The sequence below is a fragment of the Occallatibacter riparius genome, from assembly GCF_025264625.1.
GTDB classification, from domain to species: Bacteria; Acidobacteriota; Terriglobia; order Terriglobales; family Acidobacteriaceae; genus Telmatobacter; species Telmatobacter riparius.
In genome coordinates, this window is sequence record NZ_CP093313.1 from 4887918 (window position 1) to 4906226 (window position 18309).

Genomic DNA, 18309 nt, shown 5'->3' on the forward strand with positions numbered 1-18309 from the left:
TGGCACGACAACGGCCTCCCGCAAGGGAGGCCGTCCCTTTTGGTTTCCCCGGTTGACTGGGGCCCCCTTATGTCCGCTAGGCAACTTTGTCCGGCCTCAGACGCATCCAAGCTCTCATCGCACGTGCATCTTGCGTTTTCAAGAGGTAATGGGTGGATTCAGAGGTGAAGTCCGCTTCAACGGGCTCAGGTCCTGCAGTGTCAGTGGGGGAACGGGTCATAATCGAGGGCTCCGATACTCAGTACGTCGTACTGAGCGTGGACCATGGAACAGGCCAGGCAGAACTGCTGCGCCTGAACACGGGACGCATAGAAAGCAATGTCCCGCTATCGAACTTACAACGGAAGTCGGAGGCCGGGGGCGGCTCGCGTGAGCAGTGAGATTTAGCGTTCCCTTACACGAAATGAGAATGCCCCGTGTGCGCGATCGTGTGCGCGTAGAAGGACACGACGAAGTTTTTGTAGTGGCGTATGTAAACGAAGGCAGCGGTTGGGCGGATCTGGCTTGCGTCGAAAGAGTCGGCTTCCTCACCCAGGTGCCCTTGCCTTTGATTTCGCTGGCCGACGAGGACGGCTCGGCGCGTGAGGTCACATAAAACAGAACACAAGTGACATGAGCAACCCGTTTGGGCGCCGCGCGAGCTGCGCCCATTGTTTTTTGCCCCTTTGTGCGTTACGCCGAGCGTGACCAGCGCCAGCCGCCCCTTAACAGTCGTGTTCCAATTCCGAACCGCCGCTGCATCCACAGGCACTTGGGTGTACAGGTCGCGCCCCCATGCGCTATCCTGACCCTTAGTCCATGATCTTTTCCCGTGAATACATTGGTTACCTGGGCCGTCGCACGGTCAAGCACCTCGTTGACTCCAAGTTCATCACCACGAGCGACTTGAAAGCGACGGAAGAGCGCGTCTCCGCAGCCCTCATAGAAGAGCTGTCTCTCGAGGACCGCATCAACGAAGAGGTGCGCATGATCCTCGAGGCCTACTCCGAAGAAATGCGCAAATCCGGCGCCCAATACGCCGAGATGTTCAAGAAGGTAAAGGGTGAGCTCGCGCGCAAATACAAGGCGGTGCTATGAGAATCAGCCGCGACAAGCTGAACAAGCTCGCCCACACCGTGGCCGACGCCCTCGCCGATATCGAGCAGGTCGGCTTCCTCGAGGATCGCAACACCATCCGCCAGGAAGCCCGCAAAGCCCTCGAGTCACTGCTCATGGAAGAGGCCCGCATCGACACCGCTGCCCGCGCCAAGATCGCCAGCCAGCGCAAGATCATCCTCGAAGGCTCCCAGGAGTGGGAGATCCTCTACCGCAAGTACTACAACGAGGAAGTCCGCAAACTCGGCATCTGAAGCGGCTACCCGCGCCGAAGCCCTTTGGCGCAAACGCAGTTTTTTGTTAAAGTAAGGGAAGTGGCCTTGGGGTCATCCCCGTCAAAGTGTGGCGCTATCGTCTAGGGGTTAGGACGTGAGATTCTCAATCTTAAAACACGGGTTCGATTCCCGTTAGCGCTACCAAAACACCTTCCGAAGAAGTCCAATACAGTCCAGACAATAAACTAACTCCTTTATTTGCAACGGACCGGTTCCGAGAAGGTCTGAGTGCGTTTGTTGACAGCCAGACCCATCTGGGGGCAAACATTGGAGGCAACTACGGGAGCGGCTTCTCACAGTTGCCCCCAGCCTATTGCAGAGACCCAAATGCCCCTTACGGAACTACAAATCAGAAATGCCAGGCGCCTGGAGGGAAAAACTGTCAGGCTATTTGATGCCCGCGGTTCGTACCTCGAAATTTCGGCAGCGGGTGGAACCTGTGGCGACTGAAGTATCGCTATGCGGGGAAGGAAACCGTAGGTGAAATCGTGCGATCTTGGCGTGAACTCAGGCGATTTAGCCAGCTGGAACTCGCTCTTGAAGCTGAGGTCTCTCAAAGGCATCTGAGCTTCATCGAAAGCGGACGTTCGGCACCATCCAGGGGAAATGGTTCTGCATTTGGCAGAACACCTGGACGTTCCTCTGAGAGAACGGAATGTGATGCTCCTCGCCGCGGGATATTCGCCCCTTTATGGCGATCGGTCATTACAGGATCCAACGTTACTCCATGCCAAGGCTGCTCTCGAACGACTCCTAAGGGCCCATGAGCCCTATCCCGCGTTGCTCGTGGATCGGCACTGGAATTATTGTCGGTGCGAATGAGGCTCTCGCACCGTTACTCGATGGTGTCGATTCTGAGTTGCTGAAGCGCCCCGCGAGCGCCTTACGCATCAGCCTTCATCCGCGCGGACTCGCCCGAATATCGTTAACCTTGGCGAATGGCGTCAGCACTTGCTCGATCGCTTACGCCGGCAAATTCGGATTTCCCGCGACGCTGCGTTGGATACTCTCCTGAACGAGTTGAGCAATTATCCACTCAACTCCAGTGAGCAACAGAATGGTTCCGAAGGTCACTCGGCGAATGAAGTAGCGCTCCCTCTGAGATTGAAAACGCCAAACGGAGACCTATCGTTTCTCAGTACAGTGACCGTATTTGGCACCCCAATTGAGATCGAATTGTCGGAAGTGACGCTGGAAGCATTTTATCCAGCTGATGAAAAGACCGCACAAGCTCTAGGAATTGGCAGATAGATTTCTCCACCCGCGTAACGCTGAGGAAGGCGTGAAGTTCCAACTGCATGGTGTCCAACAAACGGCGTATATAGCCGAGATAATCGAACTTCACTTTTATGTCGCCGCTTCCAGGTAAGCGATTTCAGATTCAGGCGGGTACCAGCCATGAGAAACAATTTGAACAGGTCGATAGCGCTCATTTTATTGTCATGGTCGCCGATCGTCGGCTGTCACCGGAGGCATCCAGCGTGAAAGCCGATGGCACACCAAAGTGATTGGGTGTACCAGAGGCTCAGGCAGAAGATAAGACCGCCGACGCCGGCGACGACCAGGCCGAGCAACGATTCGCCAACATTATTGATTGGGATTGGGGTCAGTCGTTTCTGTATGGTACGCCTGACAGTGGTGAACTCGCTAGCGGTCATCTTTTGGATTCTCGCGCTATCGGAAATCCTTTGTGGAGCGGAGGATCCACCGGGCCCGAGGGAAGCCTTCTTATGCTTCCTCTTCTCGTCGGGATCGGTTTGTCGATCTGGGCTTGGTGGGGCCGGAGACGGGGTGCGGGCTCTTGAGTGAATGTCCTCGTGCGCAAGACACGGGATATGGCGGCTGCTCCATGCAATCCAATAAATCCCGGCAGGGAATAGAGCCTGGCGAAGGGCGCACCTCTCGGTGAGAAGGTACAGTGTCGGATTGACGCCTGGACCTGATTACCAGCTTGTAGTCGATCTCTTGTTAAACGTTCAATTGGATCGGAGCGGAAGGAGTTTGACAACCATAGAGTACGGTAGTACGCTATCAAGCATGCGGTACTCTCAGGAACACAAAGCAAAGAACCACGAGAATATCCTTTCCGTTGCTGCTCGTTCTTTTCGCGAGCATGGCGCCGATATCAGCGGTATCGGAACCGTGATGAAGAAGGTCGGCCTGACGAAAGGTGGCTTCTACCGGCATTTCGAGAGCAAGGATGATCTGTTCGTCGAAGCTGTGACGCGAGCCTTCGACGAGATGGGAAATGGCATGGTGGAAGCTGCAGAGTCCGCACCGAAAGGCCACGCTTTGCGAGCCATGATTGAGCGATACCTAAGTATGCGGCATGCGAATTCACCGGGTTCGGGTTGTGTCGTTTCTGCGTTAGGGCCGGAACTCGCGCGGAAGCCTGTCTCGGTGCGAAGAAGGGTGGAGGCATCGTTGGACGCGTATCGCGAGCGGTTGTTGCCATTCATTCCCGGTCGAAGTCGAGAAGAAAGACTTGCCAAGTGCAGGTTGTTGTTTTCAAGCATGGCCGGTGTGTTGATGATGGTCCGAATTACTTCGGACCCTCAACTTCGCGAGCAGAGATTGAACGAAGCAAAGGAATTCTTTATCCGAAGCTTCGCGGAGTAATTTTGTTGACTCAATAAAGAGTACGATCGTACGCGATGATGGAGACCTACTAACATTCCCCGAACCGAGAGGTAAACCTGATGAAATCTGTAAATGCAATTCTCCTTGGGGTGCTGTCGACAGCTTCCCTGGCTTTCTCACAATCTGCGGCTCCTTCTGGCCTGCCTAGCATAGCCGTTCCGAAAACCACTGCAGTGCTCGTGATCGAGACCCCCAAACAGGGCGTCAGCTTCCAACAAGTAATGTCTGTCATTCCTCTAGAGGTCCGAGCGACCGTCAAGCTATACCTCGATGGGAAGATTCGTGAATGGTATTCGCGTGGGGATGGCAAAGGGGTCGTTTTTCTCGTTGACGCGAAGAACGAAGATGAGGCGAGAGCAGTGATGGAGACGCTGCCGTTCGCGAAGGAGCAACTGATGGATGCCGAATACATCCCCGTTGGCCCCCTCATGCCGCTCAGAGCTTTGATGGCTCCTGGCGGACAACAACAGCCGCCCTCTCCCCAATAGCCGTAGGTGAGAGACGGCGCTATTGGAGATGATGATGTTCGAGTCGAAGGTCACGATGGTCGGCCCGGATGGACGGTGTGGTAGCCGCGCCACCGCTCAGTTGCGGAATGTACTCAATTCTTGCCTCACTGCGGAATACGGGGAAGACAGTCTGATCTACCCGCAGAATGGGAGGAGACACCGAATGAGATTTCTTGCGGTTGTTGCGCTGTTTATCTGCTTCTTCTCTACTCGAGCGGCATTTGCCGGCGAGATCAAGCCATACAATCCGGCTGAGTTCGCTAAACTCGCCGGCGAAGGCAAGCCGATACTGCTCGATGTTCGAGCAGACTGGTGTCAAACCTGCGCGGCGCAAGCGCCTGTGATTCGGGACCTGATGGCGCAAAGCAAGTACAAGGACGTGACGGCGTTCACGATCAATTTCGACACCGACACGGCACTGCTGCTTGCCTACCATGTGGAGGTTCAAAGCACGCTGATCGTATTGAAGGGAAAACAGGAGGAAGGCCGGTCGGTTGGCGATACCAGCAAACAAGGCATCGAGCGCTTGCTAAGCAGCGTAGTTCACTGAGACTCGTGGGCTTGACTCAGCATGACGAGAACGAGAATATCCTTTCGAGCAGCGTCCACTTGTGGCGCAGGGATGGCATTTGTTGCGTTCTATGTTTTCGCACTTTGCTACCCCCAGCCGTTTTTTCACTACTCGATCCGTCACGACAACATTCGTCTCTATTCGACCGCTCCAATTCCAGCCAATGCAGTAGCCCTTCTGGAAGAGGTTGAGGCAAGGCTGTCAACATCGCCCATTTATGACCGCAGCATTGAACAACGTGTCTTTGTCTGCGGGAGTGCTGCACATTTGCGTTCTTCGCGAATTCTGGATTCAAGTCGAGCGCGCTTACGTACGCTTCCCTCAATCGGAATGTGTTTCTGCGGCCATCCGAACTTGATCGGAATGAGTTGATTGAGTATACGGGTCGTGAAGTGAGGGACGATCGAGATCTGGTGTACTACATGACCCATGAGCTCACCCACAGCATGACTGCTTCCTACGCCGGAGCGGGCCGTTGGCGCGATATCCCTAGATGGTTGAGAGAGGGCTACTCGGATTACGTCGGGAAAGGACAAAGCTCATTCGCGGATCTCGAGCGGAAGTTCGGCGATTCTTCCTTTCAGACCAATCGCGAGTACCTTCGCTATCAGCTGATAACCGCCTATTTGCTACAGGTGAGGGGAGTGAAGGTTCGCGACCTGCTTGGTGGTAATTACGCCGCCAACAGTGCTGCGGCCGTCAGGTTCGTCGAAAGCTTGAAGCAATGAAACCCTCCCTGCGAGGGCCGAGGGGAACCTTATCACAGTGAGCTATTGATAGTGCACATAGGATTTGCATCGTACGCTGTTGCTTTCTTGGCAGGACTACTGTCGACCTTGTCGCCATGCGTGTTGCCAATTGTGCCGATTCTTCTCGGCACCGCAATCAGCATGCATCGTCGTGCACCGATAGCATTAGCCGCAGGATTGGCGGTGTCCTATACGGCAATCGGAACGATTCTGGCACGGTCAGGCGCTGCGCTTGGCTTCGGTCCTGGCATCGCAAGGATTCTCGGTGCAGTTGTTCTCGGACTCTTCGCGCTGATCCTTCTCTCTTCAGAGCTTCAACAACGTTTCGTTATTGCAACCTCGCGAATTGCCAACACTGGGAACTGGCTGCTATCGCGCGTTTCCTTGAATGGAATTTACGGGCAATTCGTCATCGGGATCGCGCTCGGGATGATCTGGAGCCCTTGCGTCGGTCCGACTCTGGGCACTGCCATCGTACTGGCTAGCCAAGGAAACGAGCTTCTAAGCTCTGCAGCGCTCATGAGCCTATTCAGTCTAGGCGCTGTGCTTCCGATCGTGCTTCTTGCCTATATTTCGCGGTCAGCGACGATCGGCGTCCGCGACCGACTCGCGCAGGCCGGAAGCATGGGTAAGGCGGCACTCGGCAGCTTGATGCTGGTAATCGCGATTGCAACCGTCACAGGCAAGGATAGGTTGGCCGAGGCTTGGTTCGTTGAGCATTCCCCAGTGTGGCTGACGAGCCTCACCACACGGTTTTGAACCTGGAAGGATAAAGGCGATGATTCAAGACTTAGGTGCAATCCGGCGAGGAAGCCCGTCACGCCGGGCGGCGGTCATCATCATGTTCCTCTGTAGTGTCTCTGGTATCGCGCGCAACGCGATGGGGCAAACCGTGCAACATGAGATTCACGCGCTCAAGGTTACGGTTCTTTCGACGATGCTGGTCGGCGACACTTCCGGGATCGGTGAATGGGGTTTTTCCGCTCTGGTTGAGGCAGATGGTCACCGGATCCTTGTGGATACGGGGGCGCGACCCGACACGGTGATCAGAAATGCGCATGATCTCCATGTCGACTTGTCGGGCGTGCAGGAGGTTGTTCTCACTCACTCGCACTGGGACCATGTCGACGGTCTGCTCGCACTTCGTCGCGAGTTGATGAAGAATGATCCAAAAGCACTGTCGATTGTCCACGTCTCAGAAGGCATCTTCGAGAGCCGTCCTGCGGAATCCGGGGAGCGCAATCCAATGATCGCTATCCGTAAAGAGTATGTCGCGACGGGCGGCCGCTTTGTTGTACATCGGTTCAGCGCGGAACTGATTCCCGGTGTTTGGTTCACTGGTCCGATACCTCGCGTTTATCCAGAACACAACTGGGACGGGCCAGGAAGAGTTGTAACCGCGGCAGGAGTTGCTGAAGACAACATTCCAGAAGACTCGTCCTTGGTGCTCAATACCGCTAAAGGACTGGTGGTGGTTACAGGATGCGGGCACGCCGGAATCGTGAACATCGTGACGCAGGCCGCGAAACTCGTTAACGGCAAACCTATCTTCGGAGTCGTCGGTGGTCTACATCTGTTCAGGGCTACGGATGAAACGGTTGACTGGACCGCCTCCAAATTGCAGGGATTTCACCTAGCAAACCTGCTTGCTGCGCATTGCACCGGGATCGAAGCTACCTTTCGATTGCGGCAAGATCTTGGCCTCACGCGCAAGTCGGCTGTGGTCGCGAGCGTAGGTTCTTCGCTTTCACTGGCTGCCGGGATCGAAGCAGGTCCTCTCGCCCAATGAACGAGATGAGAACTTAGCTCGGGCACATTTCTTGTTCTCGTCGACTCCCTAACGGTTGAACAAGCAAATAACGCGAGAAGCTGCGTCAGATGAAGCATTCCGGCGCGGACCTAATTGCATTCTACGAAGAGTACGACAGTACGCTTACAAGGAGCGCGACTGCCACGCAACTGAGCAGTGGCGAACTGTTGAAACCGCGAATCCAAGGCTGGACATTTAGCTAAAGGAGCTGACTTGAGAGCACGAATATGGCATCTTGTGATGGTGGCAATCGTGACCATCCTTTCGGGATGTAAGGGGTTCTGGGATCCGCCGCCGTCGCCAACACCGAAGAGCAGTAGTGGAGTCTTTTACGTTCTTAATCGGAAAGCCCTCCAAATTGAAGGTTTCACCATCGTTTCCGGATCCATAAGAAGCGTGGCTGGAAGCCCATATTCCTTGAGTTCTGAGCCCATCGCCGTTGCACTTTCACCGAGCGGCCATTTCGTATATGTAAGTACGAGTGCTGGAATCTTCCTCTTCAGAGCGGGGAATAGCGGTACTCTGACTTTAGCCAATGGCGGAGCAGTGATATCATCCGACCCTGCGGAGGCGATGCAGGTCGCTCCGGGTGGATTGTGGTTGCTGGAGGCAGTTTCGGGAAGTGGAACACTGAGCGCAATTCCGTTGGATTATACAACCGGATTACCAGCGGATGGGGCATCAGCGCAGTCCGTGGCGTTGCCATCCAGTAATGTTCCGCAGCTAGCGATGTCTCCCTCCAATTCGACACATCCATATCTCTTTGTGGCCATGGCAGCGCATGGTACTGCCGTGATTCCGTTCTCCGCTGGCAATACAAACCCTTTGGGGGCAATCAGGACTATCCCAGTGATGAGTTCGACCGGGGAAGCCACCGCTGTTGCCGTTGATGTGGCTAATCGCCTTCTCTTTGTTGGAGAAACGGCTGCGCTTCCCGGAACACAGAGTGGCGGCGTGCGAGTTTTCGATATCACTTCCAACATAGGCGAATTGTCCGATTCTCCCTATCGGACTGGTGGAACCGGACCCGCTGCAATTCTCGCAACCGAGTACTACGTCTATGTCGCGAACAAATCTGTGAGCGGTAGTACTAAAGGTAATATCGCCGGATTTGCAATCACTGAGACGGGGTCGGAGTACTCCCTGACCACGCTGAGTAGCATTGCAGCAGGCATTGCAACTGTCGGGCTGGCGGAGGACAACACCTTGACCTATATCGCGGCGGCAAATTCGGGTGGCGGCCCCGACTTGAATGTATATACGTTCGACTCGAGCACACATGGCAAGTTGGATTCTGTGACAACCGGCTCGATCGACGCCGGCGCAAATCAGGCAGTTGCAATCGCGGCTACTCCGTAGAAAGAACTGGGGGAGGATGGGAACTAGGTGTCGATCGTTATGCGATATTGTCGACGATTGCGATGGCATTGGGGGACAATCTAGTCGGAATACACCGAATCCGGAGATAGTACGGAAGATCCTACCCGCTTGCGGGCAGAGGGTTGTAAGCATGATCACAGTTTCCAACGGAGCCAGACGATTTCGGCAAGGCCGGTATTACACATTCGCTCTCATCGTAGTCGTCACTGCATCGGCCTATCCGCTGGCCGCCGCGCAGGCGCTCTCACTGCAATCAAAAAAGGAACTAAAGGAGTCCTTCCAACGCCAAGAGCAACTCCTAATGGATTCGGTTGCCATCGGCGATAAGCATCCATGGAACAATACGCTCGATGATGACTGCATCATTACGAATGAGGAAGGCGAGGTCCTGACCAAGAAGACGTTTTTGGAGCAGCTTGCAGGATTGCCTGGTGGGCTTTCGGGAAGTATCGAAGTTGCCGAGCTAACTGTCCAGCGGGTCAGCGACTCTGTCGCGGTGGTCAGGTTTCGCATGAATGAGAAGGAAACGGTCTTCGGTCAACAACTCACAACCAGCTACCGATCTACCGATACGTTTGTGCGGAAGGGGACCGCTTGGAAGATGATAGCTTCGCACCAGAGCCTAATTACGTCCAATCCTCCCACCCAAGAGGTCTCAAAAGCGAATTGGCCGGCCTTCGCAGGAACGTACCAACTCCTTCCGAATGGATGGGTTGTGCACGTTGTGCTGAGGAACGGCCAGTTGTACAGCGGCCGCGATTTGAACGATCTGAAGAGGTTGATACCGATAGGCCCAAACGTTTTTACGCGCGAGGGCGACCTCGGAGAGTGGATCTTCTGCCTCGATGAAAAGCAAAAAGCAACGAAGATTGTCGAACTGCGAAAGTTCGAACCGCTTGTCTGGACCTTCGAAAGCGAGGGCCCCTGATGATTGGATGGGCGATCAAGTACGCGGTCGCAAGAATGACGGCGATCGAATGTGGGTATCGGTAGGTGCCTGGCAATCCTCAGAGTGCTGGCCACCGCGTGGAGCGAGGATCAGCATCGTCTTGGACAAAATGCATCCTGTCCGAACGTATGCATCAACCCCCATTCGCTACGTAGGATGGGAACATCTCTCTTCAACTCGTAGGAGCACGCAAGGCGGGAACGGTCCATTTTGGCTTGAAAAAGTACTGAGTGAGTGATGTGCAAAGGGGCGTCATTAGAGCGGTTCCAACGTTTGACGCACTCTCAACCACGGAGTCGGCCCGATATGCATCATGAAGAACCGATCGACAGTGAGCTGTTCTCGCGCTACCGCGTCTGAGAGTTCAGACACAGTTTGAGGGTAAAAGAGCTCCCTTTCTTCCAGTTCCTGGAATGGATCGCTGCCATATAGTAGCTTTTGCTCCGGGAAATAGACCATCATTTGCCGTTCGCTCGTTTCTCCGTGAATGGGATAAATCTCAATTCTGTTGGGACCTGATCCCACTACTGTCTTTCCACTCACGGGCAGCAAAACGGGTGGCGTTGGCTTTTGGCTGAGATGATCGGGGAATTCAATACGAGGTGCGTATAGAAACCTGTCGATCAGCGGAACGGTTCTGTCCAGCACATATGCAGGGATTCCTTCTGCAACATACTCGCGTACTCCGCCGATATGAGGCCACGAATCAGAGGTCGTTATGACGGCCTTGATCGGGATCCCGGGGAACTTGGTCTTTGCAAGTTGAATTACCTTCGCCGAATACCCAGAAGAGATCGGTGCTTCTAGAATCACGATTCCGTCTTCCTGCCGAATGATTGTGGTGTTCCATGCACCGGGAATGAACAGAATGCCCGGCGCCAGTTCCGTAACGGCTTGTCCAGGTGCCCGGTCATCTATAGTTTTGCCAGCCCGTGAGGTAAATGCCGTTCTGGTCTCGGGCGTGATGGAGAATGTACTAGGCGAAAATGATGTGTTGAACTCGAGCTTCGTGATGGTTAGTGTCTGATCGTGAAGACCATCACGAAAGATATCGGCTTGAAGCGGGTAGTGAATGCCATCCTGTAACCACCAGAAGGAATAATAGATGCGCGTGTTCACATCACCCCAGATACTCCAGAAGACGCCGTATGGATATGCACATGTCCACTCCACTTCTGTCGGCAAATGCGTATCGGAATTCAAGTAGACGCGGATGAGCCTGCGGTTCCATGTGAAGGCAATGGCATGATGGGTCACTCCCTGTAACACAGAGTCGGGAAGGGAGCGGAGATCGGCACTTGCTGCAGCCGTTATCAGCACGCGCTCGGGGCTTATGGCCAACGCTTCTGCAGCGTCCTGGAGTTGCTGCCCTGAGGCGGGTGCTGGGTGGCCATCGTAGCTTAGCGATGCGGCACCCTCGTCAACGACTGCCTCCACAATAAATTCCGGTTGCATGGATACATGTGCTTTAGATCTCTTCTTCCATGCAGCCGCTCGGAAATCGCGCCATTCTTCTACCTGACCGGTTTCTAGAATGTAAGGACCTTCGGGCCGCTCCGATTGCTCAAGTTCGTTCCGCACGACAGAAGCTACAAGGTGTATTCCAGCCAGATCGTGGAGCTTCTGCGCTCCGCCCATTGCATTCAGCCCCGCAGTAATAAAGGTCATTGCGGGGTCGGGAGATTGGGGATGCGCCACGACCGAGAAGCCAAGAATGAAGAAGAGAAGGGAAGAAGCCTTCATGCCACTCCTCCGGAGGAACTCTGAACGGGATCACTGCTTAACTTCTACGCAAGCCTGGTCGCGTTTCCACGTAAGTTGTAATGAAGCGGTCTCCTGATGCGTCAGAGCGGCTGACCATAAAAGTCATCGGCCTGGCCGGGCTTAGAGATGATCGTTACGGCACCTAGTTCCGGCTATCAATTTCGAGCCAGCTGCATTTCAGCTGAATCTTTCCCGAAAACAAATCTGCATCCAATAGAGTACGATCATAATCTTACACTCGATGCGGGTTTGAGGCGGTGACCATATCCGCGGGCGATCCGAAGAATGCGAAAAGTCAACCGAGGTGAACTGGATGACGACTCAAGAACTACCTAGCGCGGCTATACCCACACCGATGGAAGTGTTGGTCCTTTTGGCCCCAAAACAGGGCGTAACTGTTCAACAGATCATGGCCGTTCTGCCCTTAGAGATTCGAGCAACGGTGAAGCTGTATCTCGATGGGAAGATCCGTCAGTGGTATTCGCGCGGAGATGGCAAAGGCGTGCTCTTCTTCCTTAAGGCTCAGACCGAAGACGAAGCGCGAGCCATCATGGAGACCCTACCCCTCGCAAAGGAACAGTTGATGGAGCATCAATACATCCCAGTTGGGCCCCTCATGCCTCTTCGGATGTTGTTGGGAACAGAAACTCAACAGTGATCTGGACGATCATCTCCAGAGCGGCGCCGCTTTCCACTCGCGATGGTTGCTATCGGCACGACGTGATGGCGCAAACTGGGCAGGAGAATCGCGGCCTTTACATGTTCTTTGCCAGCCAGAAGCAACTGGCTATGCAGATGTTCGCTATTCCGTGGAACATGCGCTTGCGGCAAGATCCGACGGCTTGTCGGGGATCGGAGGGGTCGGCAGAGCCTTCGTTCGTTTGTGATCGGCTCGCTTAAATACTCGATCTTCCAAGAGCCAACCCGGAATTGAGCACAGTGCTCAATGGCCGATGACGGCAACCCGGCGTTGCGCTAGCCGGTACAGCAGAGACGGCGAGAATCATCCCAATACGCCCTCAAACCGAAGCTGCCGCCATAAGAAGAGGATCAGCCAATACGTCTGAAAGGAGAGGAATCGCATGCCAAACCCAGTATTAGTCACCGGAGCAGCCGGCGGACAGCAGGGAGCAAGCGGACGCCACGTCGCATCGCACCTGCTTGAACGAGGGATACCTGTTCGAGCTTTTGTCCGAACGGTTGACCATCGGGCCGATGCACTGCGCAAAGAAGGCGCTGAAATCTTTGTGGGGGATCTTCTTAACCCGGTTTCAGTCCACGAGGCAATGAAAGATGTTCGGCGTGCTTACTTTACCTACCCTGTCGCTGACGGGCTTATGGAAGCAGCCACGATGTTCGCCGCGCTAGCCCGCAGTCACGGACTAGAACTCGTTGTCAATAATTCGCAATTCCAGGACACGCCGGACGACAAATTCATCCGCGATCTTGTGGGTGCCCCCACACGTAGAAACCTGCAGCACCGCCTGACAGATCGAGTCTTTGATTGGGCAGACATTGGAGCAGTCCATGTTCAGGCTCCTCCCTATTACGAAAACGTGCGGGCACTCGTGAACCGCACCGTCTCCGAAAAGGACACCATATTCCTGCCCTGGGGCAACGGAGACGCTGTCTTTCCCCTTGCAGGCGGGGAGGACGTTGCTTGGGTTGCCGCTACCCTCCTGGCCAACAATGCCCCGCCTTCGCAAAGGGTGTATCCTCTGGTGAACGAGGCTCTAACAGTGCAACAGATTGTCCAGACGCTCAGCAAGGTGCTTGGCCGTCCAATTAACTACGTGTCAATCACTGATGAGCAGTGGGCCAACTCGGTGAAGGAGCGCATCAACCCCCACGCGGTCGATCATCTCTCCCGCCTCTGGAGTTACTTCAGGACTCGCGAACATCAGGCACGCCCCACAGATGTCATTCGTAAAGTCACCGGTCGAAATCCGCAGAGGCTAGAAGAGTTCTTCAGGGCAAACATCGAATTCTTCGCTCCAGTGAACTAGCAGACTGGTTGCTGAAACGGCGGCGAAGGATGGCACTTCGGCACCTTCAGCGCCGACCACAATATCTGGATATTCCCTTTGAAAAGCAAGTGATCACAGAAACCTCTGATAGAAGCCATCCAGGCGTGGCGTGACAAGCTCCTCCTCAGTATGGAAACGGGATTTCTCAGGTAAAACAAACCGGGCTTTCCAGCGTTGACCGAGTACACAACGGGCCGATTAGCTACTCGACCGGTTATCCAGAAATGGCGCAGGTCGTGGCTGCGCAATCAAGGAACCTATGGCATTTGAACTGTTCACGGTTCGCGATTGGTTTTTCTTTCTTGGAGGTTACATTTGCTGGTGCCTCGTGGCTAACGGTATCTGGTATTTTGCCCGTAGGCGACTCAGAGGGCTAGCATTGCGGGCCTTAGTCTTCGGCATCCTATTTGCGCCAGGTGCAATACCTCTTGTTCGCGAAGTGTATGTGATTGGCCCCGCTCTACTCGCACTCATTTGCGTTTGTGCCTTCGTAGTAATCCGACCTGGAGCGGGTCTTTCTGTTTTGATTGGTATGTTGCCGGTAAGCATTCTTTCAATCGGTGTGCTAGCCTGTGCGTTTGCCGTGGTAGCTCGGAGACGTCCATTGTAGGTAAGCAGATCACAAAGCGGCCGGAGCGTGCCGGTTGCGTTCGCGACGAAGGTTCCCTGGGCACGTTCCGAAATCCGGCAGCAGTCAGCTGCTGCGGAGCGCAGGCGGGTGTCCTCGATTCGATGACCCTTCCTAGTCGTGCCCACGGTACCGTGCCTGTTCCGGCATCCGCGACGACGCGACTGCTCAGCACCCTTCTATACGGGGTACGAGCGCTGGATCCAATTACGTTTATTGCGGCTTCCCAGCTGTTCATCGTGGCGGGTTTCGTGTTGATTGCATGCCATGGCCACACGAAGATCCGCACCCGCGCAAAAAGAAGGAGCCGACTCAGAGCCGGCCCCACGGAAAGCAACAAGGCGAAACGGTTAGTTGACGATGACGCTGATCTTTGCGGTCTGCGTTGCGACTGAGCTTCCGGAAGCAGGTGCGGCCGTAACGGTCACGGTGTAGGTGCCCGGGGTTACGGTCAGTGCCGATTTCTTTTTCGAGTTGCCGCTATCACCACAGCCGACCAGCATTGCGCCCGCGGAGAGGAGAACAACGAGCCCGAGAGCCGAGAGCATGCGGATGCGTTTGCGCCGGCCGATGAAGATGCCGAACATCACGACAAGGCTTAATCCGGCTGCCGGAACTTGCCACGGAGATGCCGGCTGCTGCAATTGGGCATGGTCCGCGGTTGTGCCGATCACCAGAGTTGCCGTGGCAGAACCGTCAGCCGCCAGGGTCACGCTGCCTGGGTTGATTGCGCAGGTGCCATTGGTGGGCATCCCTGAGCAAGTGAGAGTGACCGTGCCGCTGAAAGTGGAGTTGGCGGTCACTCCGAGCGTCACAATGCCCTGCGCGCCGCCCGTCACCGTGACGGATGCGGGCGAACCGGTGAGGGTAAACGCCGGGGGGACAGTCGCTACTGTGATGGTGGTTGTGGCGGGGGGTGCGGGATTGAAGTTGTCATCGCCCGAGTAGACCGCCTTGATGGTGTGCGAGCCAACCGCCAGCGGCGCCGGAACGTACGCGGCGGAACCGTCGCTCAAAGTGCTGGTACCCAGAAGCGTGGTTCCTTCGTAGAACGAGACCGTACCGGTGGCCGCGGGTCGACCGGAAAGAGCGGCGGTAACTTTCGCGGTAAGCGTTTCGCTGTTGCCGAAGTTGATGGCTGTCGCCGAGGGAGTGAGCGCGAGCGTTGAACCACCCTGGCCGATGAAAAGCGCAGGGCCGTAAGCTGTCGCGGTCATCACGTCCATAGCGCCATCGGCGTAGAAGCTGCCTGCCTGCGGCGTGTCGCTCGCCAGGCTCTCAAGCTGGTTGACCGGTGCGGCGAAGAGACCATTACCGTAGCCGAGCAGCGTGACCATACCGTAGTACTCGACGGGCTGGCCCTGGTGTTGATAGAGCGTGGCGACGATATCCTGATTGCCGTCGTTGTTCATGTCGGCAATCTGCAACCCGAGGAAGAAGTTGTTGGAGGTGATCATGGAGGGCGCGTTGAAGGTGCCGTCGCCATTGCCGAGGAAGGTGAGGATGCCGCCTGTAGTGATATCACTGCCAACAACCTCTTCAGCGCTGAGGACGAGGTCCATCTTGCCGTCGTTATTGATGTCAGCGGCGGCGACGTCGCTGACAATGTAGCTGCTTTCAACGGTGATCGCGTTACCGAAAGTGCCGTTGCCATTGCCTGGAAGAAGGGAAACCTCGTAGCCGGAACCATTGATGAAGGGCACATCGTTGAGGATCATGTCGGGCACGCCGTCGCCGTTCATGTCAGCTAGCACGGCGCTGTAAAGTTCTGTGCCGAAGGCAGTGAAGGCAGGTTTAGCGAAAGTGCCATCGCCCTTGCCGAGGGCAACCCAATAGCCCGAGGCGCCTCCGGCAGTAGAGCCGCAGGCCGAATCGCCGGCGTAGGGAATCACGATGTCGACTTTGCCGTCGCCGTTGATATCATTTACGTCGGCATAGTATTCAGGACAGGGCTCGGCGCCGAGGCCGATCGACTTGGGAGTTGTGAAGGTACCATCGCCTTTCGAGAGCGAAACAAGAACGTCTCCGGTTGCATTTGTGTAGGCGATATCTTCCAGACCGTCGCCGTTGAAGTCGGCATGGAAGGGTTCGAAATATACAAGATCGGAAGGCACACCGCCGGCCAGGGCCTGGACGACTTTGAAGTGACCCTCGCCATCGTTGACCATCGTGTCGACGGCGGACAGGTTCTTGATCGCGTTGGTATAGAACACGAGGGGGCTGACGTATCCCGAAGCGGTGTACTTTCCGCTCGTGGCCAGCACCCAATTGGTGGAGACCGGATCCTTTGAACCAGTTACAACGGGGGCTCCGCGCAGCGTTGTGCCGTTGTTGAAGAACAGCGAGACCTGCTTGTAATCGCCTCCGAGCTGGGCGATGTCCTGCTTGCCGTCGCCATTGAAGTCTCCGGCTGCCAGCGAGTAGGAACCAGCAGGGTCAATGATGAACTGACTTCCGTAGGCGGGAGTGGTAAAGGTGCCGTCGCCCTTGCCGAGCATAACTCCCAGGGTGTCACCTGCAACGACAAAGTCTTGTTTGCCATCGCCATTCACATCGAGAATGACCGCAGTAGAGCCATCGGAGATTGGCTCATCGCTCGAAACGGCTACGCCGAAGTTGCCGTCGCCAGTGCCGGGAGCGGTGTAGATGGTTCCGTTCATATCCGAGACGATGTCGAGCTTGCTGTCGCCGTTCACGTCCTGCAGATAGATTCCGGAGGTGGCAAATGGGACAAGGTAACCCCGGACGAGCTGGATTCCCTGGATCGTAGCCGAGGTGAGCTGCGCTTTTCCGAGGGCTGCAAAGGAGCCATCGCCGTTGCCGAGGGCGGTGGTCACAATGTACAAACCCGTTTTGCCGAAGTTTTCGTTCACCCCGAGCGCGAGATCCAGTTTCCCATCGCCATTGAGGTCCGCGATCGCCATGCTTTCGACCTGGCTTTGCTGTGCATCGGCGGCTACGGTGAACTGCTGTGTCTTGGCATCAGAGGGCTTGCCGAAGGTCCCATCGCCAACGCCCAATAGAGACTCCACCATGATGGTGGAGCTTGTGGGGGACTCGTTGGTGGTCATGGTATAAACAACGTCCGCTTTGCCGTCCCCGTTGATGTCTGCGACATATACGGTGTTGGCATATCCGAAGGTGGTGTCGAGCGGAGTGGTGATAGCAGCGTTGAACGTGCCATTGCCGAGGTTAAGCCAGGTGATCATGGCATTGTTCAGGTAGTCGTATGCGATCACATCGGGACTGCCGTCGCCATTAACATCCGCGGCATAAGCAACCAGGACGTTGGTCGTCTGCTGGTTGGGATTCAGGTAGCTCACAGGAGTGGCCAGATTGCCTGCTCCGTCTCCCAGCAGGACGTTGAGCGTCCCCAATTCCTGGAGTACGGCAAGATCCGGCTTGCCATCCTTATTGAAATCGGCGACAAGCTCGACCGTTACAGCGGTATCGAAGATGCCCGATGCCAGCGATGCGGTGTTGCGCGCTGCGAACATCGGGGCGTTGACGTATCCGCCGAAGTTCGGTCTTGCCATGTCGCTCTTTGACGATGTCGCCCAATTGGGAGCCGCCTTCGCGTGCGCCTTCAAGTAAGGAATCATGACCATATCGGCAGGCGTCTTGTAACGCTTCTGCTGTGCCGATTTGTTGAGTACGGTATATGACCGCACCGGCAGGGTTCGCACAGGCCGCGCGGCGAACGAGATACCGGAAATCATCATCGTAAATAGCGCGGCAACTCGCGCGCCGGCAGGGAACAATCGCAGCATTGATAGCCTCCTCGGAATCCTCTTGGCACTATGAAAGAACTGCACTAACTCGGGACTGAAGCTCATCGCATCCCCGCGTCTGGGGCATTCACTCACCTTTTGAAACCCGCTTGGATCGTGGGCTTCATAGAGTTTGTCCGCA

General features: G+C 55.5%; 17 protein-coding genes, 1 tRNA gene and 1 pseudogene. 16 read left to right on the forward strand and 3 right to left on the reverse strand.

Annotation, left to right across the window (positions count from 1 at the left end):
- The first annotated feature begins 403 nt into the window (after nt 1–403).
- The 6 genes and pseudogenes from MOP44_RS19850 to MOP44_RS28155 all read left to right on the forward strand — a co-directional run.
- Nucleotides 404–595: a hypothetical protein gene (locus MOP44_RS19850; RefSeq protein ID WP_260792033.1), complete on the forward strand. Its 192-nt coding sequence runs from the start codon at nt 404–406 to the stop codon at nt 593–595.
- A 203-nt stretch (nt 596–798) separates the two neighbouring features.
- Nucleotides 799–1077: a DUF507 family protein gene (locus MOP44_RS19855; protein WP_260792034.1), complete on the forward strand. Its 279-nt coding sequence runs from the start codon at nt 799–801 to the stop codon at nt 1075–1077.
- Nucleotides 1074–1349, forward strand: coding sequence for a DUF507 family protein (locus MOP44_RS19860; protein WP_260792035.1), 276 nt, complete (start codon nt 1074–1076; stop codon nt 1347–1349). Before MOP44_RS19855 ends, MOP44_RS19860 begins: the two co-directional genes overlap by 4 nt.
- A gap of 90 nt (nt 1350–1439) precedes the next feature.
- Nucleotides 1440–1514, forward strand: a tRNA-Glu gene (locus tag MOP44_RS19865).
- A gap of 344 nt (nt 1515–1858) precedes the next feature.
- Nucleotides 1859–2137, forward strand: coding sequence for a helix-turn-helix transcriptional regulator (locus MOP44_RS28150; RefSeq protein ID WP_390905451.1), 279 nt, complete (start codon nt 1859–1861; stop codon nt 2135–2137).
- A 145-nt stretch (nt 2138–2282) separates the two neighbouring features.
- Nucleotides 2283–2621 (forward strand): annotated as a pseudogene (locus MOP44_RS28155) (MmyB family transcriptional regulator); the annotation flags it as partial.
- A gap of 212 nt (nt 2622–2833) precedes the next feature.
- Here MOP44_RS28155 and MOP44_RS28160 read toward each other — a convergent pair.
- On the reverse strand, nt 2834–3028 hold the full coding sequence (locus tag MOP44_RS28160; protein ID WP_390905453.1) for a CPBP family glutamic-type intramembrane protease: 195 nt from the start codon (nt 3026–3028) through the stop codon (nt 2834–2836).
- Between the two features lie 379 nt (nt 3029–3407).
- On the opposite strand from MOP44_RS28160, the gene MOP44_RS19870 reads away from it, so the two are divergent.
- The 8 genes from MOP44_RS19870 to MOP44_RS19905 all read left to right on the forward strand — a co-directional run bounded on the left by MOP44_RS19870 (nt 3408) and on the right by MOP44_RS19905 (nt 9957).
- Nucleotides 3408–3989, forward strand: a complete 582-nt coding sequence (locus tag MOP44_RS19870; protein ID WP_260792036.1) for a TetR/AcrR family transcriptional regulator — start codon at nt 3408–3410, stop codon at nt 3987–3989.
- Nucleotides 3990–4069: 80 nt separating this feature from the next.
- Nucleotides 4070–4498: a hypothetical protein gene (locus MOP44_RS19875; RefSeq protein WP_260792037.1), complete on the forward strand. Its 429-nt coding sequence runs from the start codon at nt 4070–4072 to the stop codon at nt 4496–4498.
- Between the two features lie 184 nt (nt 4499–4682).
- Nucleotides 4683–5069: a thioredoxin family protein gene (locus MOP44_RS19880; RefSeq protein WP_260792038.1), complete on the forward strand. Its 387-nt coding sequence runs from the start codon at nt 4683–4685 to the stop codon at nt 5067–5069.
- Between the two features lie 443 nt (nt 5070–5512).
- The gene (locus tag MOP44_RS19885) at nt 5513–5818 is read left to right on the forward strand and encodes a hypothetical protein (protein ID WP_260792039.1); all 306 of its coding nucleotides are present in this window, start codon (nt 5513–5515) and stop codon (nt 5816–5818) included.
- Nucleotides 5819–5869: 51 nt separating this feature from the next.
- Nucleotides 5870–6598, forward strand: coding sequence for a cytochrome c biogenesis CcdA family protein (locus MOP44_RS19890; RefSeq protein WP_260792041.1), 729 nt, complete (start codon nt 5870–5872; stop codon nt 6596–6598).
- 19 nt (nt 6599–6617) lie between these two features.
- Nucleotides 6618–7628, forward strand: coding sequence for an MBL fold metallo-hydrolase (locus MOP44_RS19895; RefSeq protein ID WP_260792042.1), 1011 nt, complete (start codon nt 6618–6620; stop codon nt 7626–7628).
- Between the two features lie 594 nt (nt 7629–8222).
- Nucleotides 8223–9008: a hypothetical protein gene (locus MOP44_RS19900; RefSeq protein WP_260792044.1), complete on the forward strand. Its 786-nt coding sequence runs from the start codon at nt 8223–8225 to the stop codon at nt 9006–9008.
- Between the two features lie 151 nt (nt 9009–9159).
- Nucleotides 9160–9957 carry a nuclear transport factor 2 family protein gene (locus MOP44_RS19905; RefSeq protein ID WP_260792045.1) on the forward strand — a complete coding sequence of 266 codons (798 nt, stop codon included), beginning with the start codon at nt 9160–9162 and terminating at the stop codon, nt 9955–9957.
- Between the two features lie 276 nt (nt 9958–10233).
- Here the strand turns inward: MOP44_RS19905 and MOP44_RS19910 are convergent, their stop codons facing one another.
- The gene (locus MOP44_RS19910) at nt 10234–11721 is read right to left on the reverse strand and encodes an MBL fold metallo-hydrolase (protein WP_260792046.1); all 1488 of its coding nucleotides are present in this window, start codon (nt 11719–11721) and stop codon (nt 10234–10236) included.
- Between the two features lie 376 nt (nt 11722–12097).
- Between MOP44_RS19910 and MOP44_RS19915 the strand changes: the two genes are divergently transcribed.
- Entirely contained in the window at nt 12098–12400 is a 303-nt protein-coding gene (locus MOP44_RS19915) for a hypothetical protein (protein WP_260792047.1), read from the forward strand.
- 424 nt (nt 12401–12824) lie between these two features.
- Complete coding sequence (locus tag MOP44_RS19920; protein ID WP_260792052.1) at nt 12825–13748, forward strand: NmrA family NAD(P)-binding protein; 924 nt, start codon at nt 12825–12827, stop codon at nt 13746–13748.
- A 999-nt stretch (nt 13749–14747) separates the two neighbouring features.
- On the opposite strand, the gene MOP44_RS19925 is transcribed toward MOP44_RS19920, so the two are convergent.
- Nucleotides 14748–18167 carry an FG-GAP-like repeat-containing protein gene (locus MOP44_RS19925; RefSeq protein ID WP_260792054.1) on the reverse strand — a complete coding sequence of 1140 codons (3420 nt, stop codon included), beginning with the start codon at nt 18165–18167 and terminating at the stop codon, nt 14748–14750.
- Nucleotides 18168–18309 lie beyond the last annotated feature (142 nt).

Coding starts and splice junctions, on each gene's coding strand:
- MOP44_RS19895 (WP_260792042.1), top strand. CDS start 6,618: ATGATTCAAGACTTAGGTGCAATCCGGCGAGGAAGCCCGTCACGCCGG.
- MOP44_RS19885 (WP_260792039.1), top strand. CDS start 5,513: ATGACCCATGAGCTCACCCACAGCATGACTGCTTCCTACGCCGGAGCG.
- MOP44_RS19855 (WP_260792034.1), top strand. CDS start 799: ATGATCTTTTCCCGTGAATACATTGGTTACCTGGGCCGTCGCACGGTC.
- MOP44_RS19875 (WP_260792037.1), top strand. CDS start 4,070: ATGAAATCTGTAAATGCAATTCTCCTTGGGGTGCTGTCGACAGCTTCC.
- MOP44_RS19905 (WP_260792045.1), top strand. CDS start 9,160: ATGATCACAGTTTCCAACGGAGCCAGACGATTTCGGCAAGGCCGGTAT.
- MOP44_RS19925 (WP_260792054.1), bottom strand. CDS start 18,167: ATGCTGCGATTGTTCCCTGCCGGCGCGCGAGTTGCCGCGCTATTTACG.
- MOP44_RS19900 (WP_260792044.1), top strand. CDS start 8,223: ATGCAGGTCGCTCCGGGTGGATTGTGGTTGCTGGAGGCAGTTTCGGGA.
- MOP44_RS19920 (WP_260792052.1), top strand. CDS start 12,825: ATGCCAAACCCAGTATTAGTCACCGGAGCAGCCGGCGGACAGCAGGGA.
- MOP44_RS19860 (WP_260792035.1), top strand. CDS start 1,074: ATGAGAATCAGCCGCGACAAGCTGAACAAGCTCGCCCACACCGTGGCC.
- MOP44_RS19850 (WP_260792033.1), top strand. CDS start 404: ATGAGAATGCCCCGTGTGCGCGATCGTGTGCGCGTAGAAGGACACGAC.
- MOP44_RS28160 (WP_390905453.1), bottom strand. CDS start 3,028: ATGACCGCTAGCGAGTTCACCACTGTCAGGCGTACCATACAGAAACGA.
- MOP44_RS19880 (WP_260792038.1), top strand. CDS start 4,683: ATGAGATTTCTTGCGGTTGTTGCGCTGTTTATCTGCTTCTTCTCTACT.
- MOP44_RS19870 (WP_260792036.1), top strand. CDS start 3,408: ATGCGGTACTCTCAGGAACACAAAGCAAAGAACCACGAGAATATCCTT.
- MOP44_RS19910 (WP_260792046.1), bottom strand. CDS start 11,721: ATGAAGGCTTCTTCCCTTCTCTTCTTCATTCTTGGCTTCTCGGTCGTG.
- MOP44_RS19915 (WP_260792047.1), top strand. CDS start 12,098: ATGGAAGTGTTGGTCCTTTTGGCCCCAAAACAGGGCGTAACTGTTCAA.